18 protein-coding genes are annotated in these 20,480 nt (G+C 55.3%); 10 read left to right on the forward strand and 8 right to left on the reverse strand.

All coding sequences use genetic code 11. From position 1 onward, the window contains the following. Positions 1-59: 59 nt before the first annotated feature. From rlmKL to rmf, 6 genes are all read left to right on the forward strand, one after another. Positions 60-2,168 (forward strand): bifunctional 23S rRNA (guanine(2069)-N(7))-methyltransferase RlmK/23S rRNA (guanine(2445)-N(2))-methyltransferase RlmL, encoded by a 2,109-nt coding sequence (gene rlmKL, locus C2U54_RS12705; RefSeq protein ID WP_103178950.1) that lies wholly within the window; start codon positions 60-62, stop codon positions 2,166-2,168. A 12-nt stretch (positions 2,169-2,180) separates the two neighbouring features. Next, the gene (locus C2U54_RS12710) at positions 2,181-4,088 is read left to right on the forward strand and encodes an ABC transporter ATP-binding protein (RefSeq protein ID WP_103178951.1); all 1,908 of its coding nucleotides are present in this window, start codon (positions 2,181-2,183) and stop codon (positions 4,086-4,088) included. Between the two features lie 18 nt (positions 4,089-4,106). After that, the gene (gene pqiA / locus C2U54_RS12715) at positions 4,107-5,360 is read left to right on the forward strand and encodes a membrane integrity-associated transporter subunit PqiA (RefSeq protein WP_103178952.1); all 1,254 of its coding nucleotides are present in this window, start codon (positions 4,107-4,109) and stop codon (positions 5,358-5,360) included. A gap of 4 nt (positions 5,361-5,364) precedes the next feature. After that, complete coding sequence (pqiB, locus tag C2U54_RS12720; protein WP_103181058.1) at positions 5,365-7,002, forward strand: intermembrane transport protein PqiB; 1,638 nt, start codon at positions 5,365-5,367, stop codon at positions 7,000-7,002. Then, positions 7,002-7,565 carry a membrane integrity-associated transporter subunit PqiC gene (pqiC, locus tag C2U54_RS12725; protein WP_103178953.1) on the forward strand — a complete coding sequence of 188 codons (564 nt, stop codon included), beginning with the start codon at positions 7,002-7,004 and terminating at the stop codon, positions 7,563-7,565. The genes pqiB and pqiC overlap by 1 nt, the downstream gene beginning before the upstream one ends. Before the next feature lie 255 nt (positions 7,566-7,820). Then, complete coding sequence (rmf, locus tag C2U54_RS12735) at positions 7,821-7,988, forward strand: ribosome modulation factor (protein ID WP_010429337.1); 168 nt, start codon at positions 7,821-7,823, stop codon at positions 7,986-7,988. 73 nt (positions 7,989-8,061) lie between these two features. Here rmf and fabA read toward each other — a convergent pair whose 3' ends face one another. Both fabA and C2U54_RS12745 read right to left on the reverse strand, forming a co-directional pair. Beyond that, positions 8,062-8,580 carry a bifunctional 3-hydroxydecanoyl-ACP dehydratase/trans-2-decenoyl-ACP isomerase gene (gene fabA, locus C2U54_RS12740; protein ID WP_000227926.1) on the reverse strand — a complete coding sequence of 173 codons (519 nt, stop codon included), beginning with the start codon at positions 8,578-8,580 and terminating at the stop codon, positions 8,062-8,064. Between the two features lie 68 nt (positions 8,581-8,648). Then, on the reverse strand, positions 8,649-10,409 hold the full coding sequence (locus tag C2U54_RS12745) for an AAA family ATPase (protein WP_103178955.1): 1,761 nt from the start codon (positions 10,407-10,409) through the stop codon (positions 8,649-8,651). A 186-nt stretch (positions 10,410-10,595) separates the two neighbouring features. Between C2U54_RS12745 and matP the strand changes: the two genes are divergently transcribed. Continuing rightward, entirely contained in the window at positions 10,596-11,051 is a 456-nt protein-coding gene (gene matP, locus C2U54_RS12750) for a macrodomain Ter protein MatP (protein ID WP_103178956.1), read from the forward strand. Between the two features lie 65 nt (positions 11,052-11,116). Here matP and ompA read toward each other — a convergent pair whose 3' ends face one another. Together ompA and sulA are read right to left on the reverse strand one after the other, a co-directional pair. After that, positions 11,117-12,172: a porin OmpA gene (gene ompA, locus C2U54_RS12755; protein ID WP_103181059.1), complete on the reverse strand. Its 1,056-nt coding sequence runs from the start codon at positions 12,170-12,172 to the stop codon at positions 11,117-11,119. 354 nt (positions 12,173-12,526) lie between these two features. Beyond that, positions 12,527-13,036: an SOS-induced cell division inhibitor SulA gene (gene sulA, locus C2U54_RS12760; protein ID WP_103178957.1), complete on the reverse strand. Its 510-nt coding sequence runs from the start codon at positions 13,034-13,036 to the stop codon at positions 12,527-12,529. A gap of 217 nt (positions 13,037-13,253) precedes the next feature. Here sulA and C2U54_RS12765 point away from each other — a divergent pair, with 217 nt between their 5' ends. Then, entirely contained in the window at positions 13,254-13,883 is a 630-nt protein-coding gene (locus C2U54_RS12765) for a TfoX/Sxy family DNA transformation protein (protein WP_103178958.1), read from the forward strand. Here C2U54_RS12765 and yccS read toward each other — a convergent pair. Both yccS and C2U54_RS12775 read right to left on the reverse strand, forming a co-directional pair. Beyond that, the gene (yccS, locus tag C2U54_RS12770) at positions 13,864-15,999 is read right to left on the reverse strand and encodes a YccS family putative transporter (protein WP_103178959.1); all 2,136 of its coding nucleotides are present in this window, start codon (positions 15,997-15,999) and stop codon (positions 13,864-13,866) included. The genes C2U54_RS12765 and yccS overlap by 20 nt on opposite strands. 18 nt (positions 16,000-16,017) lie before the next feature. Further along, entirely contained in the window at positions 16,018-16,464 is a 447-nt protein-coding gene (locus C2U54_RS12775) for a YccF domain-containing protein (RefSeq protein ID WP_103178960.1), read from the reverse strand. 123 nt (positions 16,465-16,587) lie between these two features. Between C2U54_RS12775 and helD the strand changes: the two genes are divergently transcribed. Continuing rightward, positions 16,588-18,642: a DNA helicase IV gene (gene helD / locus C2U54_RS12780; protein ID WP_103178961.1), complete on the forward strand. Its 2,055-nt coding sequence runs from the start codon at positions 16,588-16,590 to the stop codon at positions 18,640-18,642. A 39-nt stretch (positions 18,643-18,681) separates the two neighbouring features. Here helD and mgsA read toward each other — a convergent pair whose 3' ends face one another. After that, on the reverse strand, positions 18,682-19,140 hold the full coding sequence (gene mgsA, locus C2U54_RS12785; protein ID WP_103178962.1) for a methylglyoxal synthase: 459 nt from the start codon (positions 19,138-19,140) through the stop codon (positions 18,682-18,684). Positions 19,141-19,219: 79 nt separating this feature from the next. After that, on the reverse strand, positions 19,220-19,882 hold the full coding sequence (gene csgI / locus C2U54_RS12790; RefSeq protein WP_103178963.1) for a curli synthesis inhibitor: 663 nt from the start codon (positions 19,880-19,882) through the stop codon (positions 19,220-19,222). Positions 19,883-20,052: 170 nt separating this feature from the next. On the opposite strand from csgI, the gene C2U54_RS12795 reads away from it, so the two are divergent. Next, positions 20,053-20,466 carry a CoA-binding protein gene (locus C2U54_RS12795; protein ID WP_103178964.1) on the forward strand — a complete coding sequence of 138 codons (414 nt, stop codon included), beginning with the start codon at positions 20,053-20,055 and terminating at the stop codon, positions 20,464-20,466. The last annotated feature ends 14 nt before the right edge of the window (positions 20,467-20,480 follow it).

The following is a 20,480-nucleotide window of genomic DNA, read 5'->3' on the forward strand; positions in this document are numbered from 1 at the left end:
GACATAGAGCCCAGATTGGCTATAATGCGCAGCAATTTTCTTAGAGTAAAAGTGACGATATGAATTCTCTGTTTGCCAGTACGGCCCGTGGGCTGGAAGAGCTGTTAAAAACTGAACTGGAAAATCTGGGCGCGCAAGAGTGCCAGGTGGTTCAGGGTGGTGTCCATTTTCAGGGCGACACGCGGCTTATTTACCAGAGCCTGATGTGGAGCCGCCTGGCCTCACGCATCATGTTGCCGATGAGAGAGTGCAAGGTTTATAGCGATCTCGATCTTTATATTGGCGTGCAGACTATCGACTGGACAGAGATTTTTGCCCCAGGCGCCACTTTTGCCGTGCACTTCAGCGGCCTGAACGATGAGATCCGTAACAGCCAGTACGGGGCGCTGAAGGTCAAAGATGCCATCGTCGACTGTTTCACGCGCAAAAATCTGGAGCGTCCGAACGTCGATCGTGAAAATCCGGACCTGCGCATCAACGTTCGCCTGAATAAAGAAGTTGCCAGCATTGCGCTGGATCTGTGTGGCGAAGGCCTGCACCAGCGCGGCTACCGCGATCGTGCCGGTATTGCGCCGATCAAAGAGAACCTGGCGGCCGCCATCGTGATGCGTTCCGGCTGGCTGCCGGGTACGCCGTTGCTCGATCCGATGTGTGGTTCCGGTACCCTGCTTATCGAAGCGGCGATGCTGGCAACCGACCGCGCGCCTGGCCTGCATCGCGGCGCGTGGGGCTTTAAGGGCTGGGCTCAGCACGACGAGGCCATCTGGCAGGAGGTAAAAGCCGAAGCCCAGACGCGCGCACGTGCCGGGCTGGCAGCCTATGAATCCCGCTTCTATGGTTCTGACAGCGACGCCCGCGTCATTGAACGCGCGCGCAGCAACGCCCGCCGCGCCGGGATCGGCGAGCTGATCGCCTTTGAGGTTAAAGACGTTTCCCAGCTCACCAATCCGCTGCCAAAAGGCCCGTACGGCACGGTAATCAGCAACCCGCCTTACGGCGAACGTCTGGACAGCGAGCCTGCGCTGATTGCCCTGCATAGCCTGCTGGGGCGCACCATGAAGGATCTGTTTGGCGGCTGGAACCTCTCTTTGTTCAGCGCCTCCCCTGAGCTGTTGAGCTGCCTGCAACTGCGCGCCGAGCGCCAGTTCAAGGCCAAAAACGGTCCGCTGGACTGTGTGCAGAAAAATTACCATCTGGCCGAGAAAGAGGCGGACAGCAAACCTGCCACCATCGCGGAAGATTACGCCAACCGCCTGCGCAAGAACCTGAAGAAATTTGAAAAATGGGCGAAGCAGGAAGGCATTGAATGTTATCGCCTGTATGACGCCGATCTGCCGGAATACAACGTGGCGGTCGATCGCTACGCCGACTGGGTGGTTGTGCAGGAGTATGCCCCGCCTAAAACCGTCGATCCGCAGAAAGCCCGTCAGCGTATGCTTGATATTATTGCCGCGACCATCAGCGTGCTGAATATTGCGCCAAACAAACTGATCCTTAAAACCCGTGAGCGTCAGAAGGGTAAAAACCAGTATGAGAAGATGAACAGCAAGGGCGAGTTTATCGAAGTAGGCGAATACAACGCGCGCCTGTGGGTGAACCTCACCGACTATCTCGATACCGGGCTGTTCCTCGACCACCGCATTGCCCGCCGCATGCTGGGCCAGATGAGTAAAGGTAAAGACTTCCTGAACCTCTTCTCCTATACCGGCAGCGCCAGCGTACATGCCGGCCTGGGCGGTGCGCGTACCACTACCACCGTGGATATGTCCCGCACCTATCTGGAGTGGGCGGAGCGCAACCTGCGCCTTAACGGCCTGACCGGCCGCGCGCACCGCCTGTTGCAGGCTGACGTGCTGGGCTGGCTGCGTGAAACCGAAGAGCAGTTCGATCTGATCTTTATCGATCCGCCGACCTTCTCTAACTCCAAACGCATGGAAGAGTCTTTCGATGTCCAGCGCGACCATATTGCGCTGATGAAAGATCTCAAACGTATGCTGCGTAAAGGCGGCACGATCATGTTCTCGAACAACAAACGCGGTTTCCGCATGGATCATGAAGGGCTGGAAAAGCTGGGGCTGAAAGCACAAGAGATCAGTCAAAAAACCCTGTCCCAGGATTTTGCCCGTAACCGTCAGATCCATAACTGCTGGCTGATTACCGCGGTCTGAAAGGAAAAGTAAATGTCATTAATTAGTATGCATGGGGCGTGGCTGTCGTTCAGCGACGCGCCGCTTCTCGATAATGCTGAGCTGCATATCGAAGATAACGAACGTGTCTGTCTGGTGGGGCGTAATGGCGCCGGAAAATCGACGCTGATGAAGATCCTCAACCGCGAGCAGGGGCTGGATGACGGGCGCATTATTTACGAACAGGATCTGGTTGTGGCGCGTCTGCAGCAGGATCCGCCGCGCAACGTTCAGGGCAGCGTCTACGATTTTGTCGCCGAAGGCATCGAAGAGCAGGCCGAATACCTGAAGCGCTACCACGAGATCTCACATCTGGTGATGACCGATCCCAGCACCAAAAACCTGAATGAGATGGCGCGCCTGCAGGAGCTGCTGGATCATCATGGCCTGTGGCAGCTGGAAAACCGCATCAACGAAGTGCTGGCGCAGTTAGGTCTGGAAGCGGACATGCCGCTGGCCTCTCTTTCTGGCGGCTGGCTGCGTAAGGCGGCGCTGGGCCGGGCGCTGGTCAGCGGGCCGAAAGTGCTGCTGCTTGATGAGCCGACCAACCACCTGGATATCGAAACCATTGACTGGCTGGAAGGGTTCCTGAAAACCTTCAACGGCACCATCATCTTCATCTCTCATGACCGTTCGTTTATCCGCAATATGGCGACCCGTATTGTCGATCTCGATCGCGGCAAGCTGGTGACCTATCCGGGGGATTACGACACCTATCTGCTGGAAAAAGAGGAAAACCTGCGGGTAGAGGAGCTGCAAAATGCAGAGTTCGACCGCAAGCTGGCGCAGGAAGAGGTGTGGATCCGTCAGGGCATTAAAGCGCGTCGTACCCGTAATGAAGGCCGCGTCCGTGCCCTGAAAGCGATGCGCCGCGAGCGCAGCGAACGCCGCGAGGTGATGGGCAGCGCGAAGATGCAGGTCGAAGAGGCGAGCCGTTCAGGCAAAATCGTCTTTGAGATGGAGAACGTCAACTACCAGGTCGACGGCAAGGTGCTGGTGAAGGACTTCTCCGCCCAGGTGCAGCGCGGCGACAAAATCGCCCTTATCGGCCCGAACGGCTGCGGTAAGACCACGCTGCTGAAGCTGATGCTGGATCAACTTAAGGCAGATAGCGGCCGCATCCACTGCGGTACCAAGCTCGAAGTGGCGTACTTCGACCAGCACCGCGCTGAGCTGGATCCGGATAAAACGGTGATGGACAACCTCGCCGAAGGCAAGCAGGAAGTGATGGTGAACGGTAAGCCGCGCCACGTGCTGGGCTATCTGCAGGACTTCCTGTTCCATCCAAAACGGGCGATGACCCCGGTGCGCGCCCTCTCTGGTGGGGAGCGTAACCGCCTGTTACTGGCGCGTTTGTTCCTGAAACCCAGCAACCTGCTTATTCTTGACGAACCGACCAACGATCTTGACGTTGAAACGCTGGAACTTCTGGAAGAACTGATTGATAGTTATCAGGGAACTGTGATGCTGGTCAGCCACGATCGTCAGTTCGTGGATAACACCGTCACCGAATGCTGGATCTTCGAAGGCCAGGGGCGAATTGGTCAGTATGTGGGCGGTTATCACGATGCCCGTGGGCAGCAGGCACAATCGCAGGCGACAAAACAGTCAAAAGCGAAGGTGGAAGCGGAAGTTGCTGTTCCAAAAGCAGAAAATAGCAAACGCACCACGGCCAAATTAAGCTATAACCTTCAGCGCGAACTGGAAGGCTTGCCGCAGCGTCTGGAAGAGCTCGAAGCCAGTCTGGAAAGTTTGCAGGCTCAGGTGGCAGACGCGTCATTCTTCAGCCAGCCGCATGACTATACTCAAAAAGTTCTGGCCGATATGGCCCAGGCTGAGCAGGCGCTGGAAGAGGCATTTGAACGCTGGGAATATCTTGAGGCTCTGAAAAACGGCGCATAAGTTAAACATGGAGCCAGTATGTGTGAACATCACCATGCCGACCGGCATATTTTATGCTCACAGTGCGATATGCTCGTGGCGCTTCCGGTGCTCGAGCATGGCCACAAAGCGGCATGCCCGCGCTGCGGGACAACGCTGACAACAGAGTGGGATGCGCCGCGGCAGCGTCCTACTGCTTATGCCATTGCTGCGTTGTTTATGCTCTTTCTCTCCAATCTTTTCCCCTTTATTAATATGAAGGTGGGGGGGATCACCAGCGAAGTCCATTTGCTGGAGATACCCCGCGTGATGTTCTCAGAGAATTACGCCAGTCTGGGAACATTCTTTTTACTTTTCGTCCAGATCGTTCCGGCGTTTTGCCTGGTGGTTATCTTACTGCTCGTGAACCGGGCGCATATGCCCGGAGCACTGAAAATCAGGCTGGCGCGGATCCTGTTCCAGTTGAAAAGCTGGGGGATGGCGGAGATTTTCTTAGCCGGTATTCTGGTGAGCTTTGTTAAGCTGATGGCCTACGGCGATATCGGCATTGGCAGCAGTTTTATTCCCTGGTGCCTGTTCTGTATCCTGCAACTACGCGCGTTTCAGTGCGTGGATCGCCGTTGGGCATGGGACGATATCGCTCCTGCGCCCGTATTGCCGCAAACGCTGCAACCCGGTGTGCCGGGAATCAACCAAAATTTGCGCTTATGCGCCTGCTGCACAGCGATCCTTCCTGCCGACCAGTATGTCTGCCCACGTTGCGCAACAAAAGGGCATGTGCGGCGTAAAAACAGTCTTCAGTGGACCATGGCACTGCTTATTACCTCCATGATCCTCTATCTCCCGGCCAACATTCTGCCGATTATGATTACCGACCTGCTGGGCGATAGAATGCCATCGACTATCATGGCCGGGGTTGTACTGCTATGGAGTGAAGGCTCCTATCCGGTTGCGCTGGTGATCTTTATCGCCAGTATTATGGTTCCCACGCTCAAAATGATTGCGATTGCCTGGCTCTGCTGGGATGCCAAAGGACACGGCAAGCGTGACAGCGAGCGGATGCATCTGATCTATGAAGTCGTAGAGTTTGTCGGGCGCTGGTCAATGATTGACGTCTTTGTGATTGCCGTCCTCTCTGCGCTGGTGCGTATAGGCGGATTAATGAGTATCTATCCCGCCATCGGAGCGGTGATGTTTGCATTGGTCGTGATTATGACCATGTTTGCGGCCATGACTTTCGACCCTCGGTTATCCTGGGATCGTGAGTCAGCGTCGAGCCATGAGGATGAATAAAAGCATGGAAAAGAGAAGCGGAGAGGCGAAAGTGCAGAAGGTCAGAAACTGGTCGCCGGTGTGGATTTTCCCCATCGTGACTGCCCTGATCGGTGCCTGGATCTTGTTTTATCATTACAGCCATCAGGGTCCGGAAGTGACGTTAATCACCACCAACGCCGAGGGCATTGAGGGCGGTAAAACCACCATCAAAAGCCGCAGCGTGGATGTGGGGGTCGTCGAAAGCGCGACCCTGACTGACGACCTGACACACGTAGAGATCAAAGCCCGTCTCCACGCTGGCATGGAGAAGCTGCTACACGGCGACTCGGTGTTCTGGGTGGTGAAACCGCAGGTGGGCCGTGAAGGCATCAGCGGTCTGGGTACGTTGTTATCCGGGGCATATATTGAACTGCAACCGGGCAAAAAGGGCGTCCAGCCAGCGGAATATCAACTTCTGGACTCACCGCCGCTGGCGCCACCCGATGCGAAGGGGATCCGCGTCATCCTCGACAGTAAAAAAGCGGGCCAGCTGAGTCCGGGCGATCCGGTATTGTTCCGCGGTTATCGCGTGGGTTCCGTTGAAACCAGCACGTTTGACACCCAAAAACGCACCATCAGTTACCAGCTGTTTATCAATGCGCCTAACGATCGCCTGGTGACCAGCAACGTGCGTTTCTGGAAAGACAGCGGTATCGCCGTGGACTTAACCTCAGCCGGTATGCGCGTCGAAATGGGCTCACTCTCTACGCTCTTCGGCGGTGGCGTCAGTTTTGACGTGCCGGAAGGGCTGGATCAGGGCCAGCCGGTGGCGCAGCACACGGCATTCAAGCTCTATGACGATCAGAGAAGCATTCAGGATTCGCTCTATACCGACCATATCGACTACCTGATGTTCTTCAAAGATTCTGTCCGCGGTCTGCAGCCGGGCGCGCCGGTTGAATTCCGCGGTATCCGTCTCGGAACCGTCGCTAAGGTGCCGTTCTTTGCGCCGGGTATGCGCCAGGTGCTGGATGATGACTACCGTATTCCGGTGCTGATCCGCATTGAGCCGGAGCGTCTGATTAATCAGGTTGGCGATACGCCGGACATTGCTCAGCATATCGACGGGCTGATGAAGCGCGGCCTGCGCGGCTCGCTCAAAACCGGTAATCTGGTGACCGGGGCGCTGTATGTGGATATGGACTTCTTCCCGAAAGAGCCGCCGCTAAAAGCGATCCGCGAGTTTGGCGGGTATAAAATTATCCCGACCGTTAGTGGTGGCCTGGCGCAGATCCAACAGCGTCTGATGGAAACGCTGGATAAGATCAACAACCTGCCGCTCAATCCGATGATTCAGCAGGCCACCAACACGCTTAGTGAAAGCCAGGCGACGATGCGCCGACTGCAGGCCACGCTGGATAATCTCAACAAGCTCACCGCCAGCCAGTCGATGCAGCAGCTGCCGCAGGACATGCAGAAGACGCTGCGTGAACTGAACCGCAGTATGCAGGGCTTCCAGCCGGGCTCCGCGGCATATAACAAGATGGTGGCGGATATGCAGCGCCTCGATCAGGTTCTGCGTGAGCTCCAGCCGGTACTGAAAACGCTGAATACCAAGAGCAATGCGCTGGTATTCGAAGCAAAAGAGAAAAAGGACCCTGAGCCGAAGGGGGCTAAGTAATGAAAAAATGGCTAATCATCACCGCAGTGGCGCTTCTGACCGCCTGTAGCGCATCAGAGAACAAGAGCTATTATCAGCTGCCGCTGGCAGCGCAGGCGGGCGGGCAAACGACGGCCAGCCAGGGGAACCGCCTGCTGTGGGTCGAACAGGTAGCGGTCCCTGATTATCTCGCCGGTAATGGCGTGGTCTATCAGACCAGCGATGTACAGTACGTCATCGCCAGCAACAATCTATGGGCCAGCCCGCTGGATCAGCAGCTGCGTAACACGCTGGTCGCCAACCTTGGCAGCCAACTGCCGGGATGGGTGGTAGCCTCGCAGCCGCTGGGAAGCGACCAGGATACGCTTAACGTCAATGTCACTGGCTTCCACGGGCGCTATGATGGCAGGGTGATCGTCAGCGGGGAGTGGCTGCTGAACCATCAGGGTCAGCTGATCAAACGACCTTTCCATCTGGAGCTGATCCAGCAGAAAGATGGTTACGATGAGATGGTAAAAGTGCTGGCCCAGGGCTGGGCGCAGGAGTCTGCCAGCATTGCGAGAGAGATCTCCCGACTGCCATAAGTAAAATTCATCGCACGGAGCCGCACTTAGCTTGATGCTAATTGCGGCTTTTTTTTCGTTTGCCCCTCAGGCGGTTACTTGTGCCGTGTCACAATTTTTGTACAAATGAACTTTTGTGTAGCTCACATTTATGACACTGGCGTGAATTTTGCGCATTGACGCTCGGCGGTAATCAGGGTATTCGTTATCTGTGATTGCACATTTTGTAATCACTGTTTTCTTTTCCACCAGATCAAATAATGAGGGAAACGAGGCATGAAGAGACAGAAACGAGATCGCCTTGAAAGGGCTCATCAACGTGGTTATCAGGCTGGCATCGCCGGACGTTCAAAAGAAATGTGTCCCTATCAGACCTTGAATCAGAGGTCACAATGGTTAGGGGGCTGGCGAGAAGCCATCGGAGACAGGGCAGTACTTGCTTGATAGCGTCTCTTTAAAAAAAGAAACCTCCGCACTGCGGAGGTTTCGCCTTTATATGCTCTGGTAAAAGCAACAATCAGAATGCGGAGGTGTCCTGGAACAGACCCACTTTCAGGTCGTTCGCGGTGTAGATCAGACGCCCGTCGACCAGCACTTCGCCATCCGCCAGGCCCATAATCAGGCGACGGTTAACAATGCGTTTGAAGTGAATACGGTAGGTAACTTTTTTCGCGGTCGGCAGAACCTGACCGGTGAATTTCACTTCACCCACGCCCAGCGCGCGGCCTTTGCCTTCGCCACCCAGCCAGCCGAGGTAGAAGCCAACCAGCTGCCACATCGCGTCCAGACCCAGGCAGCCTGGCATCACCGGATCGCCAATAAAGTGGCAACCAAAGAACCACAGGTCCGGGTTGATATCGAGCTCTGCTTCTACGTAACCCTTATCGAAGTTGCCGCCGGTTTCCGTCATCTTCACGACACGGTCCATCATCAGCATGTTCGGGGCCGGTAACTGCGGGCCTTTCGCGCCAAACAGTTCACCGCGACCAGAGGCAAGAAGATCTTCTTTTGTATAGGATTCGCGTTTATCTACCATGTTCTCAGTATGCCTTATTTTAGTGAAGGACGCAGGATAGCTAACACGTGTACGCTGAACAAGTCCGATCAGTTTGGCGTGAACCAGTTCAACCAGCGTAACGGCCAAGGATAACGGTGGCGCGCTTCCTGTTGCGTTGCCTGCGCAATTCGTTCCTGGATAGTCTGCATCAGTGTGGTTTGCCCCTCGGCGTCCCACTCCAGGTTTGTCAGTAAGGGTAGCGCATCTGTAATGTCTTCGATGGCCCAGAGGCTGAATTGTTCCTCTTCTACCGCCTTCAGCAGTTCCTGACTGAGGCTGAGATGACGCACGTTCGGAAGAGGAATGATCACACCCTGTTTACCGCTCAGCCCACGCTGCTGGCAAACGGTAAAGAAGCCCTCGATCTTCTCATTCAGACCGCCGACCGGCTGCGCGCGACCAAACTGGTCCACGGAACCGGTGATCGCAATGCTCTGATTCACCGGCACATCGGCCAGGGCGCTGATGAGGGCACACAGCTCTGCCATCGACGCACTGTCGCCATCCACTTCGCTGTAGGACTGCTCGAAGGTCAGCGAGGCGGTGAAGGGGATCTGCTGCTCGAGCTGCAGTTCCGACATCAGGAAGGCCTGCATGATCATCATGCCCTTGGCGTGAATATTCCCGCCCAGCTCGGCTTTGCGTTCGACATCGATAAACTCACCGTCGCCGATATGCACGACGCAGCTGATACGCGACGGCTCGCCAAAGGCGCGCGGGTGGCCAGGGAATTCAATTACCGACAGAGCGTTGATCTGCCCGACGCGTTCGCCTTCGGTTTCAACCAGGATCTGCTCAAGCAGGATCTCATCCTGCATGCGATCGGCAAGATAGCCTTCACGCCATTCGCGCTGCACCAGCATCTGGGAGAGCTGTTCGCCGGTGACCGTATCGTCTTCGGTCATGGCTGCGGCTTCACGCAGCTGTTTGCCAAGCCAGAGAGGACAAAGCGGCAGAGTCTCCTGATCGCCGGTATAGCGGACCGCTTCGCGGATCAGCACCGGCCAGGCATCGGCAGCAGGCGTTGGCAGCTGCGCACGCTGGCAGACGGCGTAAACCCACTGCAGCCATTGCTGCATATCTTCAGCATCCGCAATCTGGGTACTCTCTTCAAACTCGCTGTAGACCACCTGGTCGGCCAGTTCGGGTTCCATCTCCTGGAAATCCGCCAGCGCTTCGCGATCGCCGATGAGCACCACTTTCAGGGTGAGCGGCATAGAGGGCACAGCGACCGGAAGAGGGCGCGACTCGTCGTAGGCCACCCAATCGAAGCGCTGCTGGCTAACGCTGTTTTTCAGGCGCATCCACAGAAGCGGCTGAGCAAGCAGCGTGCGCAGGGAGATAACCAGCACGCCGCCGTTTGCCTGATGAACCAGACCGGGGTGCAGGGTAAGTTCACCGTTAAACTGGCGCAGACAGCCGAACAGCTGCTCTGCTTCTGTCCAGCCCGCCTGGACGATGTTGCCGGTGACAGCAAAACGGCTATCGGGTACGGTGGCGGGTTCAAAGGTAACGGTATGCCCATCGATGCGGTACTCACCACCAAAGACCGTTCCGGCTTCTGGCTGCAGCTGCCGCATGGCATCTGCCAGAAGATTCAGATACTCCACTTCGTCTGGCGCTTTCAACAACATGAATGGTGAGGTAGCCCATGGGCTTAACACCTGCTCCAGCGCGTAATGCAAACGGGGCTGAGTGTCGCTGAGGATGTATTCGTCTTCTTTCGCGAGATCTGGCTGTGCAAACAGTTCCTGATAACTGTCGGTATCCGGAACAAGGTCACGCCATGCAAGTTTCGTAATGGTCAAAGTTGATGTTTTTTAGTCAGAAGTAAAACGATGGAGTATACCGTAAGGCGCAGGCTCTGCACATGAGGGAATCGGGGTTTCCGGGCAGGAATGCGTCACCGCGTGTCACAGGATATGATTTCTTTTCAGCAGATTGCTAAAAAACTGATATTCTGAACACAGTTACACGGTCACACTGAGATCGCAATGAAATATCAACAACTGGAAAATCTCGAAAGCGGCTGGAAATGGAAGTATCTGGTCAAAAAACACCGTGAAGGGGAGTTGATCACCTGCTACCTCGAAGCCAGTGCTGCAAAAGAAGCTGTAGATTTATTGCTGACCCTCGAAAATGAACCCATTCTGGTCAATGGCTGGATTGAAAAGCATATTAATCCTGCCTTACTGAACCGAATGAAGCAGACTATCCGTGCGCGGCGCAAACGGCACTTTAATGCTGAGCATCAACATACCCGTAAAAAGTCGATTGATCTGGAGTTCATGGTCTGGCAGCGTCTGGCCGGGCTCGCCCAGCGACGGGGGAAAACCTTGTCAGAAACCATCGTACAGCTGATTGAAGATGCGGAACATAAAGAGAAGTACGCCAGTCAGATGTCGACCCTGAAAACCGATCTCCAGGCGCTGCTGGCCGGTAAAAAGTAGCGTTTTACTTTATTCAGGCAATAAAAAACCCCGCAACATGGCGGGGTTTTTTGTCAGACGATAACTTATGCCGCTGGCTGAGTTACAACGTCTTTGATGCCTTTAACTTCGATCTCTACGCGACGATCTGGAGCCAGGCAGTCGATCAGTGCAGCGCGAGCTTTCACGTTGTCACAGGTAGAACCGGTAACTGGGTTAGATTCGCCCATACCACGTGGGGAGATCTTGTTAGCCGGGATACCTTTAGAGATCAGGTAGTCAACAACGGACTGAGCACGTTTCTCAGACAGACCCTGGTTGTAAGCGTCAGAACCGATACGGTCGGTGAAGCCCAGAACCACTACGGAACCATCTTTAGGATCCAGGTTGCTCAGCTGGGTGTACAGCTGATCCAGTGCCTGCTGACCTTCTGGTTTCAGGGTTGCTTTGTTGAAGTTGAACAGAACGTCAGACTTCAGAGTGAAGTGCTTGGTCTGTACTTCTGGAGCCGGTGCTGGAGCTGGAGCAACGATTGGCGCTGCTTCTTCCTGCTGGCCGAAACGGTAGGAAACACCCACACTCAGCATGCCGTTGTCTGGACGAACACCAACGGTGTTGCCGTCGCCGATGTTGTTAACCCACTGGTATTCCAGACGGGTAGCAACGTCACGGGTCATAGCCCACTCAACGCCACCAGCGAATACTGGGGAGACGCCGGTGTCATGGTCGTCGCCAGCGATGCTGTTGCTGGAGTCTGCACGCCATACCATGCCGCCCAGACGGGTGTAGATGTCTACAGCGTCATTTACTGGGTAGCCCAGTTTAGCAGTCAGCTGAACGCCCTGAGCTTTGAATGCGCCGTTAACGTTGTCGCCTTTGTAAGGCATACGGCCCAGCCAGTCGTAACCCATTTCGAAGCCAACGTACGGGTTAACCTGATAACCACCGAACGCGCCTGCGCCCAGCTGGCTTTCATGAGTTGGACCGTCGTTGTTCAGAGCGTCGTTATACCAACCAGTGTCATGGAACTGAGACCAGCCCAGTTTACCACCAGCGTACCAGGTATTATCTTTCGGAGCGGCCTGCGCTACGGTAGCGAAACCAGCCAGTGCCACTGCAATCGCGATAGCTGTCTTTTTCATTTTTTGCGCCTCGTTATCATCCAAAAATCGCCATGAGAATCTCAATGAGAGTCACGGTTAAATCCTTCACCGGGGGGCGGGGACAAAGAGTAAACCTACCGATATCTTCGGCTTAGGCCGAGCACCCCTGGCGATGTAAAGTCTACAACGTACCTGAAAACTTACAAGTGTGAACTCTGTCAGGCATATGAAAAAAAAAGTTTTGTATACACAATATTTAACATTTATTGCGCAATTTAAGGCGTGCTAAAATGAAGAAAGCCGCGGCAGACAAGACTTTTCGCGGCTTTTTTATAGAGAACCAACGGCGTACAGAGGGCGCAAAAAAAATTCCAGGAATACTCTTATTTTTACTTAATGATACAAATTGGAGTGAATTTTTAGCCCAGAAAGGTGTCCGTTGCCCAGAGCATTCATTCGAATGGGACGCATTATGAAGCCGAGCGCATTACCTTCTTCGGCGGCTTCAGCCAGACGATGTTGCTCCGTTTCCGTCAACTCGTGCGTAAACCAACCGATCACGACGCTGTAATTTCCGGTACGTAACGCCCTCACCATTGAATCTACAGTATGGCATGGATCCATCTGGCTTATCTGCATCACTTTTGTGAGCGGCAAGCCGGCGGACTGCACCCATTCCCGGCTCAATTTCTGCTGCGGCGTAAGCCACAGCTGCCAGCGCGACTGCTGACCAAGCTGCTGTAACAGTGGCAGCAATAACAGCTGCGTCATCATGGGCTGGTCTTCACGGTAGAGCACTTCACTAATCAGCCCGGTGGAAACAGGCGCAGTGGAATTCAGCGCGCTTTTACCTGCGGTAGAAGAGAAAGTAGTTGAACGGTTTGCATAGCCTGAAGAGTACATAATCAATCCAGCCCTGTAGTTACTGTATGGATATACAGTAACCCCTGTGCGACTAAAGATCAACCTCATTTTCGGAAAGCTCCTCGCAAATTTGGTTTGTAATTCAGTCGTATTGAAAAATCAGCTTGCCGTTCAATCATAAGTTACCTATTTTTTGGCTAACGGATCCGTTAACAAGCGACTTCATCATTACTCCATGATTTAAAAGGGAAATATCATGAAAAAGTTATCGTATGAACGGATCTATCAATCAGCAGAATACCTGTCTCCTCTGGGCGAGGTTCAGTATCGTGCCCTGTTTGGCGGTTACACTCTGGCGGTAGATGACACGGTATTTGCCATGGTGTCGGAAGGGGAGTTATACCTGCGGGCCTATGAAGAGAGTGCACCCTACTGCGTAAAGCATGCCTCGTCTTTCCTGACGCTGGTGAAGCGGGGGCGGCCGGTGTTGTTAAACTATTTTCGCGTCGATGAAGGACTCTGGCAGGATCGCGAAACGCTTCTGCAGCTCTCGTCGTTTGCGCTGGAGGCGGCGCGGCGGGAGCGCTGCGAACGCTACAAGCGCGAGAGGCTGAAAGATTTACCCAATCTCACCTTTCAGCTGGAGATCCTGCTCTATGAAGCGGGCATCACCAATGAAGAGGCATTACGTGAGCTGGGAGCAGAACAGTGCTGGCTGAAGATCAGAGCGCTGAACAAGCACCTCAGTTACAAGGTGCTGTTTGCGCTGGAAGGGGCGATCACCGGGCTCCACGTCGCTGCGCTCCCGGAAGTCAGACGCCAGGAGCTGGTGGAGTGGTACAAAAAGCTGCCGGTTGAGACGCCCGTCACTCCGGCAGTTGATTAACGTGCTGTTGTAGATGGCAAATTTCTGGCAGCAACGCGATGAGCAGACCAATCTGCTGCAGCACCAGAGGCGCCTTGCTCTCTGCGCCTGGCTCAATATGTGAAATGCGTTGCGCCAGTTCGCTTAGCGCCTGTTGAACACGAGGCTCATCCGCCGGACGTTGATGAAGCGCATCATCAACATAGCAGACCGCATCGTCGAGCAACCCCAGGATTGCGGGGTTGTTGAGCCGCTCGCGGTGTGCGCCCAACGCGGCGATGTAGCTGGTAAAAGTATGGTTCAGGCACAGCAAACGGAATGCGATTTCACGAGTTTCTGCGGTTGCCCGCGGCTCCGTGGACATATTCGACACCACAGAAGCCAGCTCCGCGTCGCGGTTATAGGCGTCACGCCGGGCTATACGGTACGCCAGACGGTTATCGCGCCCCTGGTGATACTGCTCAAGGATGGCATCGAGATAACGGCAGTTAGCATTCATCGCCTGATCCAGCACCCGAGGCAGATTACGGAACCGCCAGTCTGGCCAGATGAAACTCACTGCAGCCCAGGCAATGGCGCAGCCAATTAACGTATCAATGACGCGCGGCAAAGCTACCTCAAAGCCTTCCCCAAGCAGGTTAAAGCAGAGCAGCACCAGCAGGGTGATAAACATGGTGGCGTGGGCATATTGCACATTGCGAAACGCAAAAAACAGCACGCCGGTGATCACAATTAAGATCAGCTGGCCTTCCAGCGAAGGGACAAAGTAAAGGATGGGTAACCCGACAGCGACCCCTACCAGGGTGCCGAGAATACGCAGCGCCAGCCGATGGCGGGTGGCGTTGTAGTTGGGCTGACAGACAAAGAGGCTGGTAAGCAAAATCCAGTAGCCGTGATTAAGCCCGGTTATCTGTATAAAAGCATAACCAATACAGAGCACCAGCGACATCCTCACCGCATGGCGAAACAGCGCCGATTCCGGAGAAAAATGACGACTTAAACGCAGCCAGATATCGCTAAACCCATGCAGACTGTCATCCGCAAGCTGGTTATTCACATCATTACCGGGTGTTGCCAGCGCCTGCTCAGATTCGATGGTGGCGAGCTGGGCATCTATGGCGCGTAAGTTATTTAACAGAAAACCCAGCGCTTTCATCTGCTCAGCAGAGGTGCCGCTGGCCTGAACGCGGTCGAGCGCTGCATCCAGGTGGGTAAACGCCCGTTCAAATCGCGGATCGTGCTGATAAGGGGTGCGCAGCAGAATGGAGCGCGACAGCTGCTGGCAGGCTTGCGACTGCATGGACAACAGACGCTGGAAGCGGAACATCACGTCGCTGTAGCGAAACTTTTCGCGCAGATCGGCGTACTGAATATGCGATGAGCTGGCGCGCTCGTGGATATCCTGCGCCACAAAGTAATAATGTAAGGTTCGGCGGGTGCCGCGCTGACCGCGATCGCCGCGTAAACGGGTGAGTAACGATGCTTTGGTCTGGTTTAGTGTGGTCACCAGTTGCCCGTTCGCCAGGGCCAGATCGTACAGCGGTGCCTGGCCATCATCTTCAATATCCGGATCGAAGAGCCGGGACTTTAATTCCAGATAGTGGGCCAGCTGCTCATAGCTGCGGGCCAGATTATCCTGCAACGGGCGAATGGGAAAAATAAGATGCCCGGCGAGCGTCAGCAGGTTATACCAGACCGCGCCCAGCAACAGCAGCACCGGCTGTTGATACCACTGGTCATACAGCGACACCCCCAGCATGGTATAGATGGCAATAAGCAGCGCGCCAAAGGCGATGGTGGCGTAGCGCTGGCCCAGCCCACCCAGCAGAATAAAGACGCTGGTGGAGAGCGTCAGCCCAATCGCGAAAAACCATGGCCACGGGAAGAGCAGCTCAACCGATGCAGAGGCGATAAAAAAGCAGATCAGGGTGATAACCAGATTGCGCAGCCGACCGGTAAGGCGATCGTCCAGGTCGGCCAGCGCACCGGCAACCACCCCCAGCGTCAGCGGGATGGTCAGCTTTACTTCGCCCAGCCACCAGGGCAGGGCGGTGCTGCCACACAGGGCAATAAAGATCCGGGCATTGTAGAGCCAGGCGCTGTTCAGGGTGTAGCGGCGAAGCAGGGGGCTTAGCATGGGCGCGCGGAGTCCTTGTTACGGAAAACGACGGCGGGCGTTGGCTTCCCGCGCGGCGCGGGCCACTTCCACCGGCACAACCCGGCGTCCGACCGGCCATAGAGCGATGGCGGCAATTTTGAAATTGGCGATCCCGACGGGGATGCCAATCAGGGTCAGGCACTGGGCGATCCCCGCCGCAATATGCATCACACACAGCCACCAGCCGAAAAAGATCAGCCACAGAATATTGAGCAGCGTTCCGCCGGTGTTCATCAGCGTACTTTTACTGTCAGGCTCCAGTTCATCCACGTGAACCGCTTCGTTACCGTAAGGCACCAGCGAGAGTTTGGTGATTTCCCAGCAGGAGCGCGTCAGCGGCAGGGTGAAGATCAGCACCACGCTGACCAGCGTCGCCAGCAGCCAGGAGAGGGTAGTGACAAAACCACCCAGCACAAAATTCAAAATATTCAGAACGGTACGCATAAAACCTCAATTCTTGCCGTAATGTTGAAGCCCTGCTGATTGTAACGTTTTTTTGCGCTGGAGCACCTGAAAACTGGCAGTTAAACTGTTATGCAATTATTCACGTCGTGGATCAGGCTGGACATGGAACTGAAAGCAACATCGTTAGGCAAGCGCCTGGCACAACATCCGTACGACAAAGTCGTTCTGCTCAACGCCGGGGTCAAGGTCTCAGGCGAACGTCATGAATATCTCATCCCTTTCAACCAGCTATTGGCCATTCACTGCAAACGCGGCCTGGTCTGGGGGGAGCTGGAGTTTGTTCTGCCCGATGAAAAAGTGGTCCGTCTGCATGGCACCGAGTGGGCGGAAACCCAGCGTTTTCACCACCATCTGAACACGCTCTGGCAGCAGTGGAGTGCTGAAATGAGTGAGGTGGCGGCGCAGGTCCTGCAAAACGCGCTGAATGACATTGCCGCAACAAATGAGCAAAACAGCTGGCTGACGCGGGAAAAAACGCTCGGTTTGCAGCAAAAAATTCGCCAGGCGTTACAGGCCTTGCCATTGTCCGTCTCACGGCTCGACGAGTTTGATAACTGCCGGGAAGCCTGGCGTCAGTGTCAGGCCTGGCTGGAAGACATTGACCAGAGCAGGCTGGCGCACAATCAGGCGTGGACCGACGCCATGCTCAGCCAGTATGCCGACTTTTTTGCCGGTATTGAGTCTTCCCCCCTCAATCCGGCCCAGGCCCGGGCGGTGGTCAATGGCGAGTCGTCGCTGCTGGTGCTGGCCGGTGCCGGTAGTGGCAAAACCTCGGTGCTGGTGGCCAGGGCAGGCTGGCTGCTGACCCGCAATGAAGCCTCTGCCGATCAGATTTTACTCCTGGCCTTTGGCCGTAAGGCGGCCCAGGAGATGGATGAGCGGATCGAGGCGCGGCTGCATACCCGCGACATTACCGCCCGAACCTTCCACTCCCTTGCCCTGCACATCATTCAGCAGGGGAGTAAAAAGGTGCCCGTGGTCAGCGAGCTTGAAAATGACACCGCGGCGCGGCAGAAGCTATTTATCGATGCCTGGCAGCAGCAGTGTAGCGAGAAAAAAGCGCAGGCCAAAGGCTGGCGCCAGTGGCTGGAAGAGGAGCTGAACTGGGACGTGCCGGAGGGCAGTTTCTGGCAAAACGAGAAGCTGGCGCGCCGACTGGCACCCCGGCTCGATCGCTGGGTAAGCCTGATGCGCATGCACGGTGGCGCTCAGGCAGAGATGATTGCCGGCGCCCCTGAAGAGGTGCAGGCGCTGTTTTCAAAGCGGGTGAAGTTGATGGCACCGCTGCTTAAGGCGTGGAAAGCTGCCCTGAAAGCAGAAAACGCCGTTGATTTTTCCGGCCTGATTCATCAGGCGATCGTTATTCTGGAAAAAGGTCGTTTTATCAGCCCCTGGAAACACATACTGGTGGATGAGTTTCAGGATATCTCCCCTCAGCGTGCGGCGCTGCTGGCGGCGCTGCGGGCACAGAACAAGCACACCACTCTGTTCGCCGTGGGGGACGACTGGCAGGCGATCTATCGCTTCAGCGGCGCGCAGCTGTCGCTGACTACCGCGTTTCATCACTACTTTGGCGAAGGCGATCGCTGCGATCTCGACACGACTTACCGGTTCAATAACCGGATCGGTGAGATTGCCAACCGCTTTATCCAACAGAACCCGCATCAGCTGGCAAAACCGCTGAACAGCCTCTCGGCAGGGGACAAAAAAGCGGTCACGCTGCTGGCAGACGATCAGCTTGATGCCCTGTTGGATAAGCTCAGCGGTTACGCCAGACCGGAGGAGCGCATTCTGGTGCTGGCGCGCTATCACCATCTCAAGCCCGCCAGCCTGGAGAAAGCCGCGACCCGCTGGCCAAAGTTGCAGCTGGATTTTATGACCATCCACGCCAGCAAGGGGCAGCAGGCGGACTATGTCATCGTCGTGGGGTTACAGGAAGGAAGCGACGGTTTCCCGGCGCCTGCGCGCGAATCGGTCATGGAGCAGGCTCTGCTGCCTGTGACTGAAGACTTTCCCGATGCCGAAGAGCGGCGATTGTTATATGTGGCGATGACCCGCGCCCGCCACCGGGTCTGGTTGCTGTTCAATAAACAGCAGCCGTCACGCTTTGTGGAGATGTTGAAAAACATCGATGTGCCGGTGGCACGGAAACCGTAGGCCGGGTAAGGCGAAGCCGCCACCCGGCAGGGCGGGCATTTACTTCAGACGTTCAGCCAGATAGCGCTGATAATCCGGGATCAGGATCTCCACCGGCGAGTTGAACTGTGGGGATTCGATAATAAAGTCCGCCGTCGACAGGTTAGTGGCGACCGGAATATTCCACACCGTTGCCAGACGCAACAGAGCTTTTACGTCCGGATCGTGCGGTACTGCATTGAGCGGGTCCCAGAAGAAGATCAGCACATCAATCTTTCCTTCCGAAATCTGGGCGCCCACCTGCTGATCGCCCCCCATAGGGCCGCTCAGCATGGCATTCACCTGCAGCCCGGTCTCACGATGGATCAGGTTGCCGGTTGTTCCGGTGGCCGAAAGCTGATGTTGTCCCAGCAGGGATTTATGGCGCTGAACCCAGTTGAGCAGCATCTGTTTGCAGTGATCGTGCGCGACAAGGGCGATATGTTTGCGTTCCGGCAGTGTGCGGGTTGTGAGTTCCATAGTCTCTATCCGTTAGTTAACTGGCTACAGATTACTGGAAGCACCTGACGCTGCAAGAGAAAGGGATAAAAAATGCGGCTCAGGACGAGGGTTGTTGCTTCGCCCATTGCAGGAAACGGCTTCGGGTCTCGGGATCGGCCTGGGCAAACCAGTATTTCAGGCGCTGCTCCGTCATGCTCTGGGATTGCGGTGGCGGCATATCCAGTTCAGACACGCCGGACAAGAGCGTGCTGTCATCCGCCATGGTGGTAGAAAACTGCGGTATCGAGGCGCTCTGCCCGGCTTTGTTATAGCGCTCGGTATCGTACTCGTAATTGACGCCGTTCGGCGTATTGGTGATCGCCAGAATATCCAGCTTGACCGGAATCGGGGTCGCGTCACCATCCAGCAATTCGATTTGCGGTGATTTATCAAAAAGTTGTGACTCTTTTTCTGTTTCCAGCCGCGGAAGGCTAAAATTAACCTGACTGATCCGCTGGGTGTTAAAGCTGGCGACCAGAGGAGGGGAGATATAGATGCGCTCCTCGTGATTGCCAAGGCGAATGGTTTTTTCTACCCGGAAGACAATCTGATGCGGACCGTTGTCGAGCTCTATGCTATCGGCGCCGCGCAGCAGGGAACTGGAGACTTTTTTGCCATCAAGTACCAGCAGGTCGATGTCTGTAGAGAGCCGCAGCGTTGTGGCGAAAACGCAAACCGGCATGAGCAGCGCAAACAGACTCCAGGCAATGCCGGTTTTCATAGAGAGCCCTCTTAAAAGACATGCGTCTTGAATAATGTATCAAAATTTTTCGTTAATCATATTTACTAACATATAGACAGGGTCCGGCAATTTGCCCTCATACAGACGTATGGGATGAGAAGATACTTAACGGCGTTGATACCCGGTTTGAACGAGCCAGGAGGAGATAAATGAAAGAGAACAACATAGCTGACATCCTTACCACCACCCGAACCATTGCGTTGGTAGGGGCGAGTGATAAGCCCGATCGCCCAAGTTATCGGGTGATGAAATACCTGCTCGACCAGGGCTACCACGTGATCCCGGTATCACCAAAAGTGGCAGGTAAAACATTGCTGGGCCAGCAGGGATACGGCACCCTGGCGGAAGTCCCGGAAAAAATCGATATGGTGGATGTGTTCCGCAACTCTGAAGCGGCCTGGGGGGTGGCGCAGGAAGCCATTGCGGTCGGGGCGAAAACGTTGTGGCTACAGCTCGGGGTAATCAATGAACAGGCGGCGGTGTTGGCACGGGATGCAGGCCTGAATGTGGTGATGGATCGCTGCCCGGCCATTGAGATCCCACGTCTCGGGATGGCGAAGTAATAAAAAACCCGGTC

The sequence above is a fragment of the Leclercia sp. LSNIH1 genome (genome assembly GCF_002902985.1).
Taxonomy (GTDB): domain Bacteria; phylum Pseudomonadota; class Gammaproteobacteria; order Enterobacterales; family Enterobacteriaceae; genus Enterobacter.

What these genes read in the sequence shown, in the direction of transcription:
- rlmKL (WP_103178950.1), top strand. Translation starts at nt 60, where the DNA reads ATGAATTCTCTGTTTGCCAGTACGGCCCGTGGGCTGGAAGAGCTGTTA.
- C2U54_RS12775 (WP_103178960.1), bottom strand. Translation starts at nt 16,464, where the DNA reads ATGCGTACCGTTCTGAATATTTTGAATTTTGTGCTGGGTGGTTTTGTC.
- mgsA (WP_103178962.1), bottom strand. Translation starts at nt 19,140, where the DNA reads ATGGAACTCACAACCCGCACACTGCCGGAACGCAAACATATCGCCCTT.
- pqiB (WP_103181058.1), top strand. Translation starts at nt 5,365, where the DNA reads ATGGAAAAGAGAAGCGGAGAGGCGAAAGTGCAGAAGGTCAGAAACTGG.
- matP (WP_103178956.1), top strand. Translation starts at nt 10,596, where the DNA reads ATGAAATATCAACAACTGGAAAATCTCGAAAGCGGCTGGAAATGGAAG.
- yccS (WP_103178959.1), bottom strand. Translation starts at nt 15,999, where the DNA reads ATGCTAAGCCCCCTGCTTCGCCGCTACACCCTGAACAGCGCCTGGCTC.
- C2U54_RS12710 (WP_103178951.1), top strand. Translation starts at nt 2,181, where the DNA reads ATGTCATTAATTAGTATGCATGGGGCGTGGCTGTCGTTCAGCGACGCG.
- helD (WP_103178961.1), top strand. Translation starts at nt 16,588, where the DNA reads ATGGAACTGAAAGCAACATCGTTAGGCAAGCGCCTGGCACAACATCCG.
- csgI (WP_103178963.1), bottom strand. Translation starts at nt 19,882, where the DNA reads ATGAAAACCGGCATTGCCTGGAGTCTGTTTGCGCTGCTCATGCCGGTT.
- fabA (WP_000227926.1), bottom strand. Translation starts at nt 8,580, where the DNA reads ATGGTAGATAAACGCGAATCCTATACAAAAGAAGATCTTCTTGCCTCT.
- ompA (WP_103181059.1), bottom strand. Translation starts at nt 12,172, where the DNA reads ATGAAAAAGACAGCTATCGCGATTGCAGTGGCACTGGCTGGTTTCGCT.
- rmf (WP_010429337.1), top strand. Translation starts at nt 7,821, where the DNA reads ATGAAGAGACAGAAACGAGATCGCCTTGAAAGGGCTCATCAACGTGGT.
- sulA (WP_103178957.1), bottom strand. Translation starts at nt 13,036, where the DNA reads ATGTACTCTTCAGGCTATGCAAACCGTTCAACTACTTTCTCTTCTACC.
- C2U54_RS12765 (WP_103178958.1), top strand. Translation starts at nt 13,254, where the DNA reads ATGAAAAAGTTATCGTATGAACGGATCTATCAATCAGCAGAATACCTG.
- pqiA (WP_103178952.1), top strand. Translation starts at nt 4,107, where the DNA reads ATGTGTGAACATCACCATGCCGACCGGCATATTTTATGCTCACAGTGC.
- C2U54_RS12795 (WP_103178964.1), top strand. Translation starts at nt 20,053, where the DNA reads ATGAAAGAGAACAACATAGCTGACATCCTTACCACCACCCGAACCATT.
- pqiC (WP_103178953.1), top strand. Translation starts at nt 7,002, where the DNA reads ATGAAAAAATGGCTAATCATCACCGCAGTGGCGCTTCTGACCGCCTGT.